We start from the raw sequence: 18657 nt of genomic DNA on the forward strand, positions 1-18657 counted from the left end.
CATTCGTTTACTTGGACTTTCGACTTCGGACGACGGTTGAAAAGGCGTCGATCGAGTTGCGTGGACTGTCGGTACGAGGTTCCCGGTGAAGCGAGCATTCATGGCGACCACATCGCCCGGCGGGCCGGCCCGGAAACCTGCCGAGCCGGCAGCGGCCGGCAAAGGGTTGCCACCCCTGTTTTCCTACATCTGGCAGAACAGCCGCCGGCAACAGGTCGTCATTCTCCTTGTCGTACTCGCGTCCCTGCCTTTCTATTTTCTATCGCTCGACCTGCCACGCAGCATCGTCAACGACGCCATCCAGGGACGCGCTTTCCAGCATGGCATCACCGAGGCTCCGCTTTTCGCCTTCAACCTGGCCTTGCCGGCCTGCCTGGGAGGCGGCAGCCTGCACTATCCCGGCATGACGTTCTCCCGCATCGCCTATCTGATGGTGCTGAGCTCGGTGTTCATGCTGCTGGTGCTGATCAACGGCGCCTTTCGCTATGTCATCAATATGCAGAAGGGCAAGCTCGGCGAGGACCTGCTGCGCCGCCTGCGCCTGGATCTCTTCAACCTGCTGCTGCGTTTCCGGCCGGAGGCGGTCCGCAATGTCCGATCTGCCGAAGTCGCCACCATCATCCGCGACGAGGTCGAGCCCATCGGCGGCTTCGTCGGCGATGCCTATATCCAGCCCGCCTTCCTCGGCAGCCAGGCGCTTACCGCGCTTGGCTTCATCCTGCTGCAAAGCCCTCTTCTCGGCCTGCTGGCCGCGGCGATGGTACTGGTGCAGGGTGCGGTCATCCCGCGGCTGCGGCGCGAGCAGCTCAGGCTCGGGCGCCAGCGCCAGGCGCGCTCGCGCTCGCTTGCCGGCCATATCGGCGAGATCGTCGACGGCATAGGCGAGGTTAGCAATCACGGCACGGCCGCCTATGAACGGCAGAAGGTTACCGGCCTGCTCGATGAGCTGTTCTGGATCCGCTATCGGCTCTACGGCCGGAAGTTCATGGTGAAATTCATCAACTCCGTGCTGGCGCAGGTAACGCCTTTCCTGTTCTACGCGCTGGGAGGGTATTTCGCCCTGCGTGGTTCGCTCGACATCGGCCAGCTCGTGGCGGTGATCGCCGCATATCGCGACCTGCCGCCGCCCATAAAGGAACTGATCGACTGGGACCAGCAGCGCCAGGATGTCGAGGTCAAATATGAGCAGATCCTGGAACAGTTCTCCCTGGCCGAACTGCCCGAACTCGCTGGTGAGACACCGGACCTGGCCGCCGGCGGCGCCATCGCGATCGAGGCGCTGAGAGTGCGGGCGCCGAGCGGCGACGTCCTGCTCGACAATGCCAACCTGGTCCTGCCCCTAGGTGCGCATGTCCTGCTGACCGGATCCCGAGGCGAAGGCTTCGTCACCCTGGCCCAGCTTCTCGCACGCCGCCTGACGGAATTCGACGGCAATGTGCGCCTTGCCGGACAGGATCTCGCTGCCTTTTCCCCGGGCTGGATCGGGCAAAATCTCGGCTATCTCGGCCCTGATTTCGTAATTTTCGGGCGCTCCATCCGCGAGAACATCGTCTACGGCCTGCGCGGGGCGCCCATCGGGCAAGACCTGCCGCTTCCAGCCGATCAAGGCGACCGTCAACCCGGCCATGGGCCTGGCCCCCACAGCGAGGGGGAAGCCGCAGCCCCTTCCATCGATCTGCGCAGAGCTGGCGCAGCCGATGCCGGCGAGCTCGACGACATGATCATCGCTCTGCTGCGCGAAATCGGCCTGGCGGATGCCATCTATGGCTTCGGGCTCTCGCGGAAATTCGGCACCGAACCCGATCGCGATCTCGCCCAACGCCTCATCGACTGCCGCCGACGCCTCGTCCGGGAACTCGAGGAAACCCATCTGGCAGACCTGATCGAGCCTTTCGATCCGACCCGCTTCAATCGCTATGCCACCATCGGCGAGAATCTGTTCTTCGGCGTTCCGGTTGCCGAAGGCGCCATCGAGATACTGATCGAGGACCCGGAAATTGCCGCGCTGCTCGCAGAAGGAGGGCTTGACGACAGCCTCGTTGCCCTGGGGCTGAAAGTCGCCGCGACCATGGTGGAAATCTTCTCGCAGATCTCCAGCGATCACGCCGTGTTCGAGCGCTTCTCCTTCATCTCGTCGAGTGAGCTGCCGCGCTTTGCCGAGATCGCTTCTCGCGCCGGCACACGCGGCGCGGGCGCACTCGCTTATCCGGAACGCCGCTCCCTGCTCCTTCTGGCGCTCCACTATATCGAGACCCGCCATCGGCTTGGGCTGCTCACCGCCCCCCTCGCCGAAGAGATCGTGCGAACCCGCGGACGGATCATGGCCCTCGATCCGGCCCGGTTCGCCGGGATGCTCGAATTCCATGCTCCCGATCGGCTCTGCCCCGCCGCGCCGCTGCGCGACAATCTCCTGTTCGGGCGTATCGATCATGCCATGGCGCATGCCGAGGAACGGGTCATGGTGACATTGCACAAGGTCGTGCACGATTGCGGCCTTGATCGGATCATCTATCAGCTCGGTCTCAACCAGGAGGCCGGCCCCGGCGGGCGCCTGCTGCTTGCGGCCCATCGATGTGCCCTTGCCCTGGCTCGCTGCCTCGTCAAGCGTCCCAGAATTCTCATCCTCGATCAGCTCGACCTGATGTTCCCGGAGGGTCAGCGCGCCACCATCCTGGAGATGGTGCGTCGGCGCATGGAGGGCCGCACGCTTATCGTCGCCATGCGCGATGCCCCCCCGCGCGACCCGTTCGATGTCGTGGTCACGACCCGCGGCAACCGCATTGAATCCGTGTCGAAACCTTCTGCGCCCTTGGCCGTCCAGGAGACAGCGCCGGAAGCGCCGATCGAGGAGCTCGCCGAGATCCAGGCCCTGCGCGACGTACCGATGTTCGCAGCTCTCGACACGCCGCGGCTGAAATTGATCGCCTTTACCTGCGAGCGCATCTCCTTCGAACAGGACCAGATCCTGTTCCGCCAGGGAGACCTCGCCGATGCAGCCTATATCATTCTCTCCGGCACCGTCGACGCCTTCATCGAACTTGCGGGCGAGAGACTCCTTCTTTCGACCACGGGACGACATTCCATCGTCGGCGAAATGGGCCTGATCAGCGGCGCGCCCCGCTCGGCTACCGTGGTGGCAACCACCGAGGTCGCGGCCTTGAAGATTGCAAAGGACATCTTTCTCAATCTCCTCGCCGAGTTGCCCTCAGTCGCACTCGTGGTGATGCGCGACCAGGTAAGACGGCTGGTGATTGCGGAGGAACGCCTGACCCGCCTGCTGCAACACCCGTCGACGTCTTCCCGAAATCCGGCAAGCTCCGGAAGCCATCGCCCCTGACGATGATGGCGGGTTCGATCCTGCATAGCTTCGTCGTAAACCCGCTCCAGATCCATCAAACCGCGCGGCAGACCGGCGAGCTGCGGATTTGCTTCAGCTGTTTTTCCGTCAGCGCCAACGGCGTCGGCCCGTTGCTCGAAGTTGCGAACATCAGGTTGCGCGTACTGCCCGAATGCACCGGTGCGAAGGAACTCGTCAGCATCACGTGCCCGATCTCATGCGCCGGATCCCAGCGCGAGCAATCATGCGTGACGGCGCAGGCCGGCTTGCCCGTAGCATGGCCGCCGCAGCCCAGTACGTTGTTCTCCTGGAACCTGTTGACGAAGAACAGCTTCACATCATTGTTGGGGACGGGCGTTCCGAGCGCGTGGAGCGCTGCGAACTCGCCCGAATCCATCTGCCAGGTGCAGTTCTGGCCCACCACGTTGAAGCGGTTCTCTTCGTCCTGCGTCAGGCCGAGCGACTCGCCGGAGGCGAAGAAGATCTCGATGCCATATTGGGCATAGACGGCCTGGGCGCTCGACAGGATGCGCTCGAACGGCACGTCGCTCAGGGCCAGCGACCGGAAATGCACCCGCACGCGATGCTTGAATCCGCCGATCTGCTTGTCGATCTCGCGTATCGTCGCCTGCCCGAGCTTGCCGTCGTCGGCGAGCGGCGGATTCTTGCGCTGGAACGCCTTCACCACCGACTCCGTTTCGATGCCATAGACGCCGTCCGGGCTGTAGTCCTGGCTGGCGGTGGACACCGGCATGGCAAAGCCGAGATCGATCAGGGCCATCTGCAGGAGATGGACATGCCGGCCGGACATGCCGCGCATCAGGACGTCATTGCCGGCCTCGATACGCTGCAGGGCGGCTTCATTCTTGAAACGGACGGATGTCAACGCCATGGCGGGCTTCCTTCTGGCTGGCTGTATGATGATGGCGGCGAATAATATTTTGCTCCGTCCATTCTATACTCAATCTATTGTTGTGATATCCTTCAAATGCGGGAGATTGGCCTCCGTTCGGCCTCACGGAGTCTCGGTAACTGCCTTTGGGTCGGTGATCAGTGTGCGAAAATCGGGAACAGCACTTCCGCCCTTGAGGCCGAGCTTCATGCCCGTGCGGACGAATTTGTGGGGTACGGTCTGCGTCGGCACAAAATAGGCAACGTCCACCGTAAAGCCGATGACCTTGACGTTGAAGAAGGTGGCGATGGACTTGACGAAACTCCTGAGCTGGCCGGTATGGCAGGCATAGAGAACAATCATCGCGTTCTCGGCAAAACGGGTGCGAATGTCCGCCACCGTGACTTTCTTCTTGTTGGCGCCAGAGCCGATCTCGAAGAACACGCCGGGCTGGTTGAGATTGTTCATGCTCGTCGGGTCCATGGCCGTCAGGTTGTCGCCCGACCCATTGGTATTGATCATGACTTCGGCTCGCCCGACCGAGCGCCTCTGGATCTGGCCGCCAAAACCGATCAGGTCCTTATTGGCGTGGGTGAAGAGATTGAGGCGGCTGATGCTGCCGGGTTTCTCGATGAAGATGGCGCCCAGCATGTTGCCGAAAGTAGGCGTGACGGCCACGGTGCCGCCGGGAATGGCCGAGAAATCGAGCGTGCCGGGCTCCCAGCGGCCACCCGCTAGTTCTTGTAGGAGATCGTCGTCGCTCATCACCGTGTCCCAGTCGAACTGGCCGACGAGATTGAGTTCCTTGGTGGTGGTGGGCGGGGGCGCACCGACCTTGACCTGGAGAAAAGCGTGTCCGCCGGTGCCGCCGAGGGAAGCGACCAGGTTCGCACCGGATGCCACGGCAAGGACGGTGGCCGTGCCATCCTCGACCCTGCCGAGGAGCTCGAACTGATGCGGGCTGCGGCGCACTTCCAGCCCGCCGATCGGCGGGGCGAAGGTGCCATCCGAATCGCGGATGCTGGCGACCTCGCTGTCGATCATCACCCGGCCGCCAACCGCATTGAGGACCTCGAAGGTGCCGACCCCGTAGGGCGGGACCTCCAACCTTGACACCGGCTCAAAGGGGATCTCGCTTGGGCCACCAGTGGCGTCGAACCTCTGCACGAACGCCACCTTCGACTGAGCAGGGCGAACCGAATAGCGCGACGTCGGCTTGATTTGCACGGGCCCTGGCGCAACCGCTTCCAGTTTCAGCATCTCGGCATCGAGGCTTGCCATCGTCATCTTGCCGACGATGTTGTCGGCCTGGGTCTGATAGGCCGGGTTGATGATCTTGCGTTTCTGCTTGTAGGCGAGGACGGCCGCTGCGGTCATCGGGCCATAGTGCCCGTCTGCCACGATTGTGGCGCCATCCAGCAGGATCAGCGCTTGCTGGATTTTCTTGACATGGTCTCCGACTGCGCCGGGCGCGATATGAGCGGGATCGGAAATCGCCGCGGCTTCGAGTTTTGGATCACCGCGAAAGAGTTGTGATTGAAGCGCCACCGGAGATCGTCCTCATATTGGTGCCGTGAATCCGCACGTCCTAGCTTACCGCATAGCTAAACTCGCTGTTCTTCACGCTCACCTTCGCCTCCTCGATCGCCTGGCCCGCAATCGCCTTGCCGAGGATCTCTCGTGACAGCGCCGGCAGCAGTGTGTTGGTGACGATGTTGTCGACCATGCGCCCGCCCGAGTCGGGGTCGTTGCACTGGGAAACGATCTTCTCGACCACGGCATCGTCATAGCTGAACCTGGCGCTGTGATTGTCGCGGATGCGCTTGCCGATGCGATCGAGCTGCAGGCGCACGATGGCGCCCAGCATGTCACCGGACAGCGGGTAATAGGGAATGGTGACGATGCGCCCCAACAGCGCCGGCGGGAAGACCTGCAGGAGATGCGGCTTGAGCTCGACCGCCAGCGCCTCCGGATCGGGCTTTTGCGCGCCGTTCGCCGCGGCATCCATGATCATGTCGGTGCCGGCATTGGTGGTGAGGATGATCAGCGTATTCCTGAAATCGATGCGCCGGCCCGAGCCGTCCTCCATCACGCCCTTGTCGAAGACCTGGAAGAAGATTTCGTGCACGTCGGGGTGGGCCTTCTCCACCTCGTCGAGCAGCACCACGCTGTAGGGCCGGCGACGCACGGCCTCGGTGAGCCGGCCGCCTTCGCCATAGCCGACATAGCCGGGCGGTGCCCCCTTCAGGGTCGAGACCGTATGCGCCTCCTGGAACTCCGACATGTTGATGGTGATCATGTTCTGCTCACCGCCATAGAGCGCCTCGGCCAGCGCCAGCGCCGTCTCGGTCTTGCCGACTCCGGACGGGCCGGCAAGCATGAAGACGCCGATGGGCTTGTCGGGATTGTCGAGCTTGGCGCGGTTGGTCTGGATGCGCCGGGCGATCATCTTCAGGCCATGATCCTGGCCGACCACGCGCCTGGCCAGGATGTCGCCGAGATTGAGGATGGTCTCGACCTCGTCCTTGACCATGCGGCCGACGGGAATACCGGTCCAGTCCGAGACCACCGAGGCCACGGGCTGCTCGTCGACATAGGGATAAACCATACGTTTTTCGGGATCGATGGCGGCAAGGTCGGCCATGATGCCGGTGAGCTTGCCGCGAGCCGCATCGGCGCCCTCCCCGCCTTCGGCGATGGCGCGGCGGGCCGCCATCAGCTCGGCGACAACAGCCTTCTCCTCGCCCCAGGCCTTCTCCAGCGACGCCAGCTTCTCCCTGGCGGCAGTGATGGTCTCCGTCACCTCGCCGATGCGTTTCTCGTCGGCATTGCCGACATCGCGTTCACGCTCCAGGGCCTTCAACTCGCGCTCGCCTGCCTCGATGGCGACGCGCACATCCTCGACCGCCGCCGGCGTCGCATTCTGCGAGACCGCCACGCGCGCGGCAGCGGTGTCGAGCAGGCTGACAGCCTTGTCCGGCAGCTGGCGCGAAGGAATGTAGCGGCTCGACAGCTTGACGGCGGCGACCACCGCGGCTTCCGAGATATGGACGTTGTGGTGCTTTTCCATCGGCGCCAGCAGGCCGCGCATCATGTTGCAGCACTGCTCGATGCCGGGCTCGCCGACATTGATCGGCTGGAAGCGGCGGGTCAGTGCCGGATCCTTCTCGATGTGCTGGCGATATTCGGACCAGGTCGTCGCCGCGATCGTCCTGAGCGTGCCCCGGGCCAAAGCGGGCTTGAGCAGGTTGGCGGCGTCCCCCGTGCCGGCCGCGCCGCCAGCGCCAATCAAGGTATGGGCCTCATCGATGAACAGGATGATCGGTATCGCCGAAGCGTGGACCTGGTCGATCACCGAGCGCAGGCGCTGCTCGAACTCGCCCTTCATCGAGGCGCCGGCCTGCATCAGGCCGATGTCGAGCGCGTAGAGCTTGTTGCCCTTGAGCGGCGGCGGCACGTCGCCGGCCGCGATGCGCTGGGCAAAGCCCTCGACCACCGCGGTTTTGCCGACGCCGGCCTCGCCGGTGAGGATGGGATTGTTCTGCCTCCGGCGCATCAGGACATCGATGACCTGGCGGATCTCCTCGTCGCGGCCGACGATGGGATCCATCGTGCCGCCGGCGGCACGCTCGGTGAGGTCGACGGCGTAGCGGTCGAGAGCGCTGGTACCCTTGGCGGCAGGCCCTGCCTCCCCGCCCGCTCCCTTGGCGACCGGTCCCGAGCCGTCCATCGGACGCATGTTTTCTTCGGCAGATTGCTGCCAGATCTTGCGATGTTCGTTGGTGAGTTGCTCGACATCGATCAGACGGAACTGCTTGGACAGGCCGTTGAGCGTGCGCGCCAGGCGCGGCTCCTTCAGGATGGCGGTGAGCACATGCCCGGTGCGCACCTGGGTTTCTCCGAACATCAGGGTGGCATAGTTCCAGCCCTGGCTGAGCGCGTCGAAAATATCGTCGGAAAAGCCCGGCAACTCGGTCTTGTTCATGGCAAAGCCGGCGGTGACGGCACTGAGATCGGCCGAGAGCCGGCCGGCATCGAGCTTGAAATGAGTGATCGTCAGGGCCAGGTCGCTGCGGTCGGCCTGCAGCACCGCCTGCAGCCAATGCGCCAGCTCCAGATTGCGGTTGCCCGCCCCCTGTGCCAGGCGGAAGGCCTGCATGAAGCTGTCATAGCCGAGCGGATTGAGCTTGCCGGTGAGGACTTCGAGGCTGACATCGGCCATGGCTACGACCCTTTTTTCGGTTTGCGACGCCGCTCGGCGCGGATCTCGGCGGGATGGAAATGGCAGTCCCAGCGCATGCGATCGGATTCAGGATCGGCGGCCCCCTTCCTGCCCATCCAGCAGGTCCATCCAAGACGGCCGAAACCGCCGAGCTGAGCGGGTTTGGTCTTGCTTTCCGCCAGGCCGAATTCGACGTCGTAGATGAAGGTCTCACCGAGATAGAAGCGGATGATGTCGGCCAGGGGCTCGAAATGAAGGCCATCGGGCAGGAAGGTCTCCAGCTCGTCGAGGTTGGCGACTTCCAGCCTGATGCGGAACTTGTCCTTGAGGCTGTAGGCCGAGCGGCCGATGATACTGTCGACGCCGAGCGCACAGCTGCCTGCTGCCAGCACGGCCTGCTCGCGCGCCTCGAGCGGCAACCACACCCCAACGAATTCCTGCACCTCGACCTTGGCATCGAACAGCCAGCCGAGCATGCCCTCGATGCGCGAGGCGCTCTTGATCGCCGGCGCCATCAGGCCGGCCAGTGCCAGCTTTGAGAAATCATGCAGTTGGCCGCGCCCGCGCATGGCCGGCGTGCCGATGCCGATCATGGCCCCGAGATAGGTGAGGAACTGGTTTTCCTCCGGCCGGTCCGCCTGTACGGCCGGCCGGGCATTGGCCCAGGCCCGGAAGAACAATTGCTGGAAGCGGTTGTTGAAGATGTCGAGGAAACGCGCGAAAGCCACGTCACGCATATTGGCCCAATGGGTCGCTTCATAGCTGGTGTGCAGCGGCAGGGCGCCCTGCGGCCCCAGCATGCCGAGGAAGCGACTCTCGACCGTGGCAGGACCTCCCTCGGGTGGGGCAACGTGGCTGACGTTGTCGTCGGAAAAATCGATGTGGGGCTGCTGGCCTAGCTTCGCTACGGCTTCGGCCGAGGACGCACTCTCGCCGATGCGCGGCTTGGCACCTGCCAGGTGCTCGAGGCGGCGCAGAAGGTCGAGGAAGTCTCGACCGCCCGGCTCCTGAGCAAAGGGCGATTTATCCGAATCGCCCTTTCTCTCTAACTCGTTGTTGTAGCGCGCTTTCTCAGCCGAAAAGTCTATCGGCTCTTCCGGAAAACGCTCCTGCGGCAGGTCGGGAGGCGTGCTCATAGCTGCTGCCGCCGCCCGAGCTGCGCCGGCCAGCGCATGATCTCGCCGCGTTCGGTCGAGCGGATCACGGTCTCGACCACATTGTTGAGACCGACAAATTCAGTGAGGAAGCGATCGAGGATGGCGCCGAGCAGAAAAATGCCGCTGCCTTCGAAATGCTTTTCGTCGAGTGTCACCGTGACTTCCAGCCCGCGCACCACGCCCGCGCCTGTGCGTTGACGGATGCGCCGGGTGATCGGCCTGCTGTCGACGGCAATGACGCCCTGGATGCGTCGTTCGATGGCCGCGCTGCCGCGCGTAGCGAAGAGCGAGAGGATCTCGCGCAACGATGCGGCCGAATCCCGCGTGCCATAGCCGGAGAGCCCGAGATGATTGAGGCTGAGCATGCTGATCAGCCGCCAGGCCGAGGTGCCGCCCGCGCCATGCTGGCCGCGTGCCTCCGGATCGGTGGCGATGGAATCGCGCGGCAGGGTCGGTCCGACCACGCAGTCCACCCTCAGCGTGGTCTTGTCTTCGAGAATGAAATCGGCCCCTCCCTGCCCGACCGGCAGATGTTCGGTGAGGTGGCGGTTGGAGCACAGCGCCCGCAGGCTGAGTTCAGCGACGTGGAGGCCATCAGGCCTGTCGCGGTGATTGGTGAGCGTAACGAACATGTCGCTGCCGACATATTGCGTCGGCTGCGCATTGCGCCGTTCCTCCTGCGAGCGGCGGCGGGGCAGGCGCCGCACGGTATAGAACATCGTCTGGGTGGCGGAGACCCCGAGCGGCGGAGCGGCGTAGAGCGGATAGACCTCCATCTTGTCACCGCTGCCGGTGACATGGGCATGCATCCGGATCAGGCGGTGGGCCTCGAAATCGAGATGACGCGAGCGATCGGTGACGACATGGTACTCGTGCTCGTTGTCCTTCACGGGCACGCGCGCCAGCTGCATCTCGAAGAGGTTGGAGGCAGCGGCGGCGTAGAGGGCGAAGCTGTCGGCCCTCACCACGGATTGCAGCCGGCTGTCACCCTGGCTGAAGGCGATGACGATATCGCAGCGATTGGTGCGGATCGCCGAGAGGACAGGCTTGAGATTGGTGAGCTTGAAACCGAGGAATTTCGCCGGCAGTACGAAATATTCGCGCAGGAGATCGAAGCCCCTGAACACCCGCCGGTCGGACGGAAACAATGGTTCGTCGGGCGCAAAGCCGATCTGGGCCAGGCAGCTCCTGGGCAGCGGCAGGATGACGGGATCGCCGGCCTCGTCGAGATAGCGAACATAGATGCCGGTGGTGGCGCCGAAGAGCTGCTCGTAGAGCCTGACGGCATCGCCCTCCTGGCCGATGATATGGAACGTAAGCTCATCGGTCCGGCAGTTGGCAAACCAGCAATCGGGCCGCTGTGCCACCTGCTTGTCGGCCGGCTCGGTGAGGCGGTCGGCGGCGGAGCGCCGCAACAGGGACAGCCTGAGGCCCGCCTGGCTGGCGGGGCCGGCCTCGATGCCGAGAGCCTGCAGCGTCGCCGGCCCGCTCAGGAATTCGGCCTGGCCGAGTTCGAACGGCCACAAGGTGATCTCGCTGGCGAGGCGATATTTGCAGGCAATCCGGCGTTCACGCTCGACGAAGCGCGCATCGGCATAGGAGCCGGCGGCGATCTTCATGCCATCCTTGAGATTGGGGTCGCCATAGGGCGGCTCCACCCGCAGCAGCGCTGCCGATGGCACCGGCGCCAGATAATCGGGCACGAGCTGGTCGAGCAGATTGTCGGTGAACTCGGCATATTCATGCTTGAGCTTGAGCTGCACGCGGGAGGCCAGATAGGCGGTGCCTTCGAGCAACCCCGCAATCATCGGGTCGGTGTTGTTCTCCAAAAGCCCACCCAGGCGCTCGGCAACACCGGGAAATTCAGCCGCGAACTGCCTGGCTTCCTCCTTGAGAATGCCAAGTTCACGATTGTAGAGCTCGAGAAATTCACGGTTCATGGCATCACAATTTGAAGACTCTGATCTTGCCGCTCTCCACCTCGACGTCCGCCACGAACTCTATCGGGATATCGGTGGGCGTCGACACCATTTCGGCGCTGATGTGGAACCTCAGTTGGCCGGAAGCGCTATCGTCGAGCGGCTCGCCGGATATGGTGACCGTGCCGGGTACCAGCCGGCAGTCATAAAGCTCCAGCCTCTGCTTGAGCAGATGGGCGACCCGTCGCGCCGCCTCGGGACTGGCGACGATCGCGGTCAGATCCGGTACGCCGAAATTGAGGATCGAGGCCGCCACGGCGTCGAAGCCGTCGAGATCCTCGATCGCCGCCAATTCGACGGTGTTGAGCAAGGAGGCAAGGTCCTCGCCGAGTTCCGAACGCAGCACTGTCTCGCCCACCGCCGAACGCGGCGAGGTGCGCCGCCCGGCAATGACGCGCTCGCCGGCATCGTTGCGATTGTCGATAGGCTTGGCGGCATCGCGCATGCGGAAGGCCTCCCGAAAGGCATGCATGATGGGAGGTACGAAACGATCGCTCTTGACGGCACGGAAACGGCTCAATGGATCTTCCACATGCTGGAGCGTCTTGAGCTGAACCTCGAAGACGCATCGAAACTAGGAATTGGTACCGCAGTCGTGTTTTCAGCGTCGATGAACCGCCCGGCCGTCCCTGAAAACCGCCATCAGGTCCTACTTGCAACTGTGGTGCCAAGTCCGAGCGGCCGAGGTATCAGTCTCTGCCGGGACCGGGCGACCATCACGCTCGTGCAGCCGCCCGTCTCCGAAAGGCGAGGAATTACTGATCCTTGCCGGTAGCAACGTTGTAAGTGAACTCGATCGAGCCACCGTCGGCGGCGCCGGTCTTGTCCTGCGGCTGGTATTCGTGGTTGATCTTCTCATAGGTGATCGAGAAGCTCTCCATCGCGCCGCCATCGGAGCCGCCACTCGTCTGATAGCTGGTGATGAAGCAGTTGGTCAGGGTGATGGTGATATAGGTGAGCTTGTCTTCGCCCGCCGCCTTGCGCACGACGAGCTTGACCTCGTCGATGTGATTGCCGAAGGCGCAATATTTGAAGATGTTGGCGGAAGCCTTGTCCGCCGCCTTGGTGCAATGCAGGTCCTGCAGGACGGACTTGCCCTTGCCGCCGCCGGTGCCGCTGCCGAAGGTCGAGGAATTCGAGCCGCCGATGCTCCAGCTCAACAGCTCCATATAGCCATCGAGGCTGTCCTGCTGGGTTTCACCCTCGATACCATTGATCTGAAGTAGTGCGTCTGATTGGGCCATTTTACTCTCCTGTGATGTGAGCGGATGTGCCTTTTTCCGAAGGCTTCCGTCGGATTGAATTGGCCAAGCGGGATCGTTCGCTCGCCGGAGCGTTCAGGCAGGCCCGCTTGGATTGTCGTGTTACTTCTGGCTATTGGGCAGTCTCGAGACGAGACTGATGCCGATATCCATTCCTTCCAACTGGTAGTGTGGCCTCAGATAGAACCTGGCGGCGTAATAGCCGGGGTTTTCCTCGTCGGGGAACACTTCGACCTTAGCCGCGGCCAGCGGTTTCTTGGCCTTGATTGCCTCGGTCGAGTTCTTGGGATCGCCGTCGACATAACGATTGATCCAGGTCTGCAGCCATTTCTGCAGTTGGTCCTGCTCCATCGTGGCGCCGATCTTGTCCCGCACCATGCATTTGAGATAATGCGCGAAGCGCGACACCGCGAACATGTAAGGCAGCCGGGCCGATAGGTTTTCGGAAGCGGTCGCGTCGTCCGTATCCATTTTCCGGGGCTTGTACAGCGACTGGGCACCGATGAAGGCCGCCTTGTCGGTGTTCTTGCGATGGATCAGCGGCAGCACGCCCGATTTCGACAGTTCCGCCTCGCGCCGATCGCTGATGGCGATTTCGGTGGGGCATTTGAGGTCGATGCCGCCATCGTCGGTGGGGAAGGTATGGGTTGGCAGGTTGACGACTTCGCCGCCCGACTGAACGCCACGGATACGCACCGTCCAACCATATTCCTTGAAGGCGCGGTTGACATTGACCGCCATGGCGTAGGCTGCGTTCATCCAGGCATATTTCCTGCCCTGATGGCCGTCCGTGTCCTCCTCGAAGGCGAATTCCTCCACCGGTTCCGACTTGGCGCCGTAGGGCTGGCGCGAGAGGACGCGCGGCATGCACAGGCCGACATAGCGTGAGTCGGGCTGGTCGCGCAGCGAGCGGAAAGCGGCATAATCGGGCGTGTCGAAGATCTTGCCGATGTCGCGCGGATTGGTGAGCTCGTTCCAACTGTCCATGCCGAACAAGGCCGGATTGGCCGCCGCGAAGAAAGGGGCATGCGCCGCAGCCGCGACCTTGCTGATATCGCGCAGCAGCTGCACGTCGGGCGGCGAGTGGTCGAAGTAATAGTCGCCCACCAAGGCGCCGTAGGGATCGCCGCCCAGCTGCCCATACTCGGCTTCGTAGAGCTTCTTGAAGATCGGACTCTGGTCCCAGCGCGCGCCGGGATAGACCTTGAACTCGCGGAAGAGCTCCTCCTTCGACACATTCATGAAGCGGATCTTCAGCGTGGTGTCGGTTTCGGAGTTGAAGACGAGATAATTGAGACCGCGCCACGCACTCTCCAATTTCTGGAATTCGGGCGCGTGGATGACTTCGTTGAGCTGGATCGACAGCTGCTCGTCGAGCTTGGCGATCATCGAGTCGATGGTATCGAGAACATCTTCCTTGACAAGTGAGGTATCTTCGAGCGCCTGGCGGACCAGGGTGTTGACGGCATTCTCGACCTCGCTAGCAGCACTGTCGTTGCGCGGCTTGAAGCTCTTGCGCAGCAGGCTGGAAAAACTCTCCAGGTCACGGGTTTCGGTCGCGGGAACGGTCTGGGGGGTAGCGGCTGTTTCGGCCATCTGGCTGAACTCCTGACTTGATCTTCTGGCTTGATCTACTGGCGGGAGCCGTCGTCAGTTCTCTTCAGGCTTGGCCTGCTCGCTGTTGTCCTTGAGCAGCCGCATGAGTTCGGGGTCCTTCAACAGGGCCTTGATCTGATCTTCGGCCGCGACCTTGCCGTCCATGTAGCGCTGCAGATTGGCGAGCTGCTCGCGCGCCTTCAGCAGCTTGGCCAGCGCCGGTATGTTGCGGACGACCTGAGCGGGGTTGAAGTCGCTCATCTTTTCGAAACTGAGCTTGACCGACATCTTCTCATCGCCCTTGGCGTCACCGAGCCGATTGGTCACCTTGAAGCTGGTGCCGGGCTTGATGGCCTTCATGCGGTCGTCGAAATTGTCCATGTCAATGTCGAGATATTTGCGCTCGGCGATCGGCGGCTTCTCGACCTCGGACGCATTGCCGGATAGGTCCGACATCACCGCCATCACAAAGGGAATCTCGACGAGCTTTTCCGCATTGTAGGGATCTTCATACTGAATCTGGACGCGCGGCGGGCGGTTGCGCTTGATGAACTTCTGTCCGCTGTCAGCCATGACTTTGCCTCTTTCCTCGACACTGCGACGGGAGTTCCTGCCCACCGAAGGAGACCGGCGGAAAAGATCCCACCCTCGCACTTGAATTCATTGAGGTTGGTGAGCGCCGGCCCAGCGGGCGGTGTCATCCCCCTTGCGAAACCAATCTTGCGCCAAACCCCCTCCCCCGTAATCCCCTATTTGGGGGGCCGGCTCCGAGCCCCCTTTGTCGCGTATTGTGGCAGATGGCACATACCGGCTCTCTCAAGGTGAAACCGGCCGTACTAAGGGAATTTCGGGAAACGAGACTGGCCCAATTGTCAGTCTAGACAGGCCAAGTGATTCCGGCGTGACACCGTGCAGGGAGCGCACCTGCAAGAGGCCTCGGTCGACCCGGCACCGGCCCGATGCAATTACGAGCCGGCATTCTTGTGACGAAGACTTCCCCCTGCTCGCCTCCTTGTGAATGTTACGACGATCAGAGAAGCGTGCGGCGATGACTGAGCCTGTTGGGGGAGTATCTTCTCTTAACTCAGTATAGAACGCAAGATTGATTCCAAGCCCAAGATGAGGCCTAAAAAGGAGTAGGCAATCGAGCCGGTATATGGAGAGAAAGTCCGACAAAAGCGGGTCGACCCAGGCAAAGGCTCGAACTGCGCCAGGCGTTCACCCCGCCGCGCGAGGAGGGCTCGGATATTTTCGAGCTTCGGTCCGTTCCGTCGGATTACCGGTGCGCCTTGGAGGCTGTCGCAGGCCATGACAGCCTCTTAGCGCGGCATGTTGATGACGCCCATGCTCGAGGCTTCAAAGACGGCCTCGGCACGCGAATTCACTTCGAGCTTCTGGTAGATGTTCTTGACATAGGTTGCCACGGTGCTTCGGCCGATCTTGAGTATGTCGCCGATCTCCACGAAGGTGAAACCGCGCGCCAAGAGCTTGAGCACTTCGAGCTCGCGCTTCGATAGCAATTCGAGGCCCTTCTTGTCCGCTTCCTGCTCGCGCGGCTGGAACTCCTTGAGCAATTGGCGGGCGATGACCGGACTGATCGGCGAACCACCGCGCCGTACCTCGCGGATACTCTCGGCAAAGCTGTCGAAGCGCTCATCCTTCAAAAGATAACCCCGAGCGCCGGCTTTGATACTCTCCAATACCTTGTCCTGGTCGGCAAAGATCGTGATGACCATGATGTCGACATCGACATATTTCTGGGCCGCATAGCGGATGAGGCCGATTCCGGAACCATCCGGCAGCCCAAGGTCGCACAGCAGCACGTCGAACCCGCCCTTGTCGATCAGGGTTTTTCCGGTGGCGGTGTTCGGCGCACTCGCCGTGACCGAGATATCCGGCGCCGCTTCCAGCGCCACGGTGATGCGTTCGAGGGCCGCTGGATCGTCCTCGACGACCGCGACGCGAATGAGAGGTTGGGGTGCTTGCGTGGAGGTGGCTTCTGTCATGGTGGGAGATCGTCCTGTTCAGCGTTGTTTTCACGGCGAACGGCGATCGACCGCGCAAGGGCGGGGTCCTGGCTGATCGCCCGGCATGGCCAGCATCTATCTACGTGCGCTGTTTGTGCCAGATTGCCAAGCCCTATGTGTGGCGTCAATCTCGATATGGGGCCGCATAGCCGGCAAATTCCGGGGACACGAACCGATCTGGCAGGCCCCAGGCAGGACCCGAGCTCGCCGAGCGATAGTCCCGAACGCACCTGGAAGCGCGGCGGGTTTTCGCTAGCTTCCCCCTATCTGAAGGATATGCATCATGGGTCGCCTTGGCCTATCATCGGCCTGCACGATTGCCGTGGCATGACAAAACCGCTGCAGTCGGACAGAGTATGCAACCAGCTCGCGCGTTCGCTCCTCACAGACGCAGAACAGGAAGTGGCTGATGGGACAACCGGCTTCACGTCTAGGCGACATGCATGTCTGCCCGCTGGTGAATGTGCTGGTGCCCCATGTCGGTGGCCCGATCGTGATGGCGTCGGTGAATGTCTTCACCGGCGGTCAGCCGCAAGCGCGGGTCGGGGATCTCTGCATCTGCGTCGGGCCGCCCGACGTGATCGCGCTGGGCTCGACCACCGTCCTGGTCAATGGCCAGTTGGCGGCGCGCATCGGCGACCTCACCGCCCATGGCGGCACGATCGTGGGCATGTGGCCGACCGTACTTATTGGCGGGTAGTCATCTCGACGCCGGCCGTTCCCCGCATCCACTTCCCGGCTGTTTGCCAGGACAATTGGTCCGCCCGCAAATGAGACGGACACGAAGACAATAAACAACAGAGAACTCGCGCCAAATACCTCGTTCACGGCGGCAATACCATTACCGACACCTTCTCATCTTACCAATTCAACTCTGAAATTTGCTTGAGGTTGACATGGCAAGCGACGTCGAACCGATCAATCCAGGACAGGCATCCGCTGCGGGGCGCCTTTGCAATTTTACCACCGGGCAATCCAGGCTGCTATCGAGCCACATCGCCTGGCTCGATGCGACGGTGATCCCGCTTCTGCGCAACGCACCCAATCCCTGGGTCGACGTGTTCGGATATGCCAGCCGGAGCGGCGATGCTCAATTCAACAAGCGGCTTTCGGATCAACGCTGCCAGGCCGTCGTCGATCACATCAAGGCTGCCGTACCGGGCGTCTCGTTCCCGCAGCAATTCGGCTATGGCGAAAGCCAGAGCGGCGGCCGCGACAATGACAATGACGGCTATTGGCGAGCCGTGGAGCTTTACGTTTATGCAACAGGCCGTCCGCCAGCGCCTGCTCCGACGCCGCCACCCGCGCCCAACTTCGTTTGCGGCCCGAACGTGACGACCCAGCTCCGGGAGATCTGGAGCCGGATCCAAATCGAGTTCAGGGCCCGGCCGCGCCGCGACAAGATCACGCTTTGCAACAAGATCCTGCTCCCCGTGAATGATCCCGCCGGCCTGGTAAGGGAAGTGGCAGGTTCACTGCTGAGCGGTGCCCCACCAGACCTCGGTGAGTTGCTCAAGAAGGTGCGTGCGCATGCCGACATCGATGGGTGGGACGTGCTCCCGCTCTATCAGGGCGCGTCCGAATGGCTACGAACACCTCCGGTTTTCGATCCGGCCCTCAACGGTCCGATGGCCACGCCGTCATCCTCCGACTATGCCAACACGGACCCTTTCGCGGCCGGGCACGAGGACGAAGCCACCTGTTCCAACACCGTCCAGGTGGCTGGCAAATGCTGGCTGAACGGCAGCGTCAACTATGGAACCTACGGCATCATGGTCAAGCTGTGCAGCGAGTTTGCCGCCTCGGACCTGGTCATGCCCAATCCCCTGAGCAAGGATCCTTTCGACCAGCCGCTCAAGCTCAATCCGGTCATCCGGGCCATCTATTCGCTGCTCTGGGCAACCACCTTGATCAAGGCCTATAAAAGGTTCGGCAACAACCCCGAAGGCGCGATCGTCCCGGTTGCGTGGACCAAGGCCACATTCGAAGGCGGCCCGACGGCGACGCCCGGCCTGCCCGGCAATCGCCCGAAATGCCAATGCACGCCGGGGCTGACCGGCAACATCGTCAATTGGGACTATGTCTGGGAGCCACTCAAACCGCGTAGCGCCGCCAAAGGTCCCAAATAGCCAAGGGTCCCAAATAGATTGCCTGGAAGGCTTGCGGGCCGGATCCGCGCAATGGT

At 62.5% G+C, this 18657-nt stretch carries 13 protein-coding genes; 3 read left to right on the top strand and 10 right to left on the bottom strand.

Annotated elements, in window-relative coordinates; translation table 11 throughout:
* The first annotated feature begins 100 nt into the window (after positions 1 to 100).
* Positions 101 to 3337, top strand: coding sequence for a cyclic nucleotide-binding domain-containing protein (locus tag ACTJKX_RS22165; RefSeq protein ID WP_440726533.1), 3237 nt, complete (start codon positions 101 to 103; stop codon positions 3335 to 3337).
* 55 nt (positions 3338 to 3392) lie between these two features.
* On the opposite strand, the gene ACTJKX_RS22170 is transcribed toward ACTJKX_RS22165, so the two are convergent.
* From ACTJKX_RS22170 to ACTJKX_RS22215, 10 genes are all read right to left on the bottom strand, one after another.
* On the bottom strand, positions 3393 to 4229 hold the full coding sequence (locus ACTJKX_RS22170; RefSeq protein WP_440726534.1) for a peptidoglycan-binding domain-containing protein: 837 nt from the start codon (positions 4227 to 4229) through the stop codon (positions 3393 to 3395).
* A 123-nt stretch (positions 4230 to 4352) separates the two neighbouring features.
* Positions 4353 to 5777 (bottom strand): peptidoglycan-binding domain-containing protein, encoded by a 1425-nt coding sequence (locus tag ACTJKX_RS22175; RefSeq protein WP_440726535.1) that lies wholly within the window; start codon positions 5775 to 5777, stop codon positions 4353 to 4355.
* A 40-nt stretch (positions 5778 to 5817) separates the two neighbouring features.
* Complete coding sequence (gene tssH, locus ACTJKX_RS22180) at positions 5818 to 8451, bottom strand: type VI secretion system ATPase TssH (protein WP_440726536.1); 2634 nt, start codon at positions 8449 to 8451, stop codon at positions 5818 to 5820.
* A gap of 2 nt (positions 8452 to 8453) precedes the next feature.
* Entirely contained in the window at positions 8454 to 9587 is a 1134-nt protein-coding gene (tssG, locus tag ACTJKX_RS22185) for a type VI secretion system baseplate subunit TssG (RefSeq protein WP_440726537.1), read from the bottom strand.
* Positions 9584 to 11548 (bottom strand): type VI secretion system baseplate subunit TssF, encoded by a 1965-nt coding sequence (gene tssF, locus ACTJKX_RS22190; RefSeq protein WP_440726538.1) that lies wholly within the window; start codon positions 11546 to 11548, stop codon positions 9584 to 9586. The genes tssG and tssF overlap by 4 nt, the downstream gene beginning before the upstream one ends.
* A gap of 4 nt (positions 11549 to 11552) precedes the next feature.
* Positions 11553 to 12107 (bottom strand): type VI secretion system baseplate subunit TssE, encoded by a 555-nt coding sequence (locus ACTJKX_RS22195; RefSeq protein WP_394312817.1) that lies wholly within the window; start codon positions 12105 to 12107, stop codon positions 11553 to 11555.
* 235 nt (positions 12108 to 12342) lie between these two features.
* Positions 12343 to 12831 (bottom strand): Hcp family type VI secretion system effector, encoded by a 489-nt coding sequence (locus tag ACTJKX_RS22200; RefSeq protein WP_394312818.1) that lies wholly within the window; start codon positions 12829 to 12831, stop codon positions 12343 to 12345.
* A gap of 120 nt (positions 12832 to 12951) precedes the next feature.
* Entirely contained in the window at positions 12952 to 14445 is a 1494-nt protein-coding gene (tssC, locus tag ACTJKX_RS22205) for a type VI secretion system contractile sheath large subunit (protein ID WP_440726539.1), read from the bottom strand.
* 54 nt (positions 14446 to 14499) lie between these two features.
* Entirely contained in the window at positions 14500 to 15018 is a 519-nt protein-coding gene (tssB, locus tag ACTJKX_RS22210; protein WP_394312821.1) for a type VI secretion system contractile sheath small subunit, read from the bottom strand.
* A gap of 746 nt (positions 15019 to 15764) precedes the next feature.
* The gene (locus tag ACTJKX_RS22215) at positions 15765 to 16451 is read right to left on the bottom strand and encodes a response regulator (RefSeq protein WP_440726540.1); all 687 of its coding nucleotides are present in this window, start codon (positions 16449 to 16451) and stop codon (positions 15765 to 15767) included.
* A gap of 430 nt (positions 16452 to 16881) precedes the next feature.
* Between ACTJKX_RS22215 and ACTJKX_RS22220 the strand changes: the two genes are divergently transcribed.
* Both ACTJKX_RS22220 and ACTJKX_RS22225 read left to right on the top strand, forming a co-directional pair.
* Positions 16882 to 17172 carry a PAAR domain-containing protein gene (locus ACTJKX_RS22220; protein ID WP_311943561.1) on the top strand — a complete coding sequence of 97 codons (291 nt, stop codon included), beginning with the start codon at positions 16882 to 16884 and terminating at the stop codon, positions 17170 to 17172.
* Between the two features lie 196 nt (positions 17173 to 17368).
* Positions 17369 to 18601, top strand: coding sequence for a hypothetical protein (locus ACTJKX_RS22225; protein WP_440726541.1), 1233 nt, complete (start codon positions 17369 to 17371; stop codon positions 18599 to 18601).
* Positions 18602 to 18657 lie beyond the last annotated feature (56 nt).

The sequence above is a fragment of the Labrys sp. 22185 genome (assembly GCF_052045555.1).
Lineage (GTDB): Bacteria > Pseudomonadota > Alphaproteobacteria > Rhizobiales > Labraceae > Labrys > Labrys neptuniae.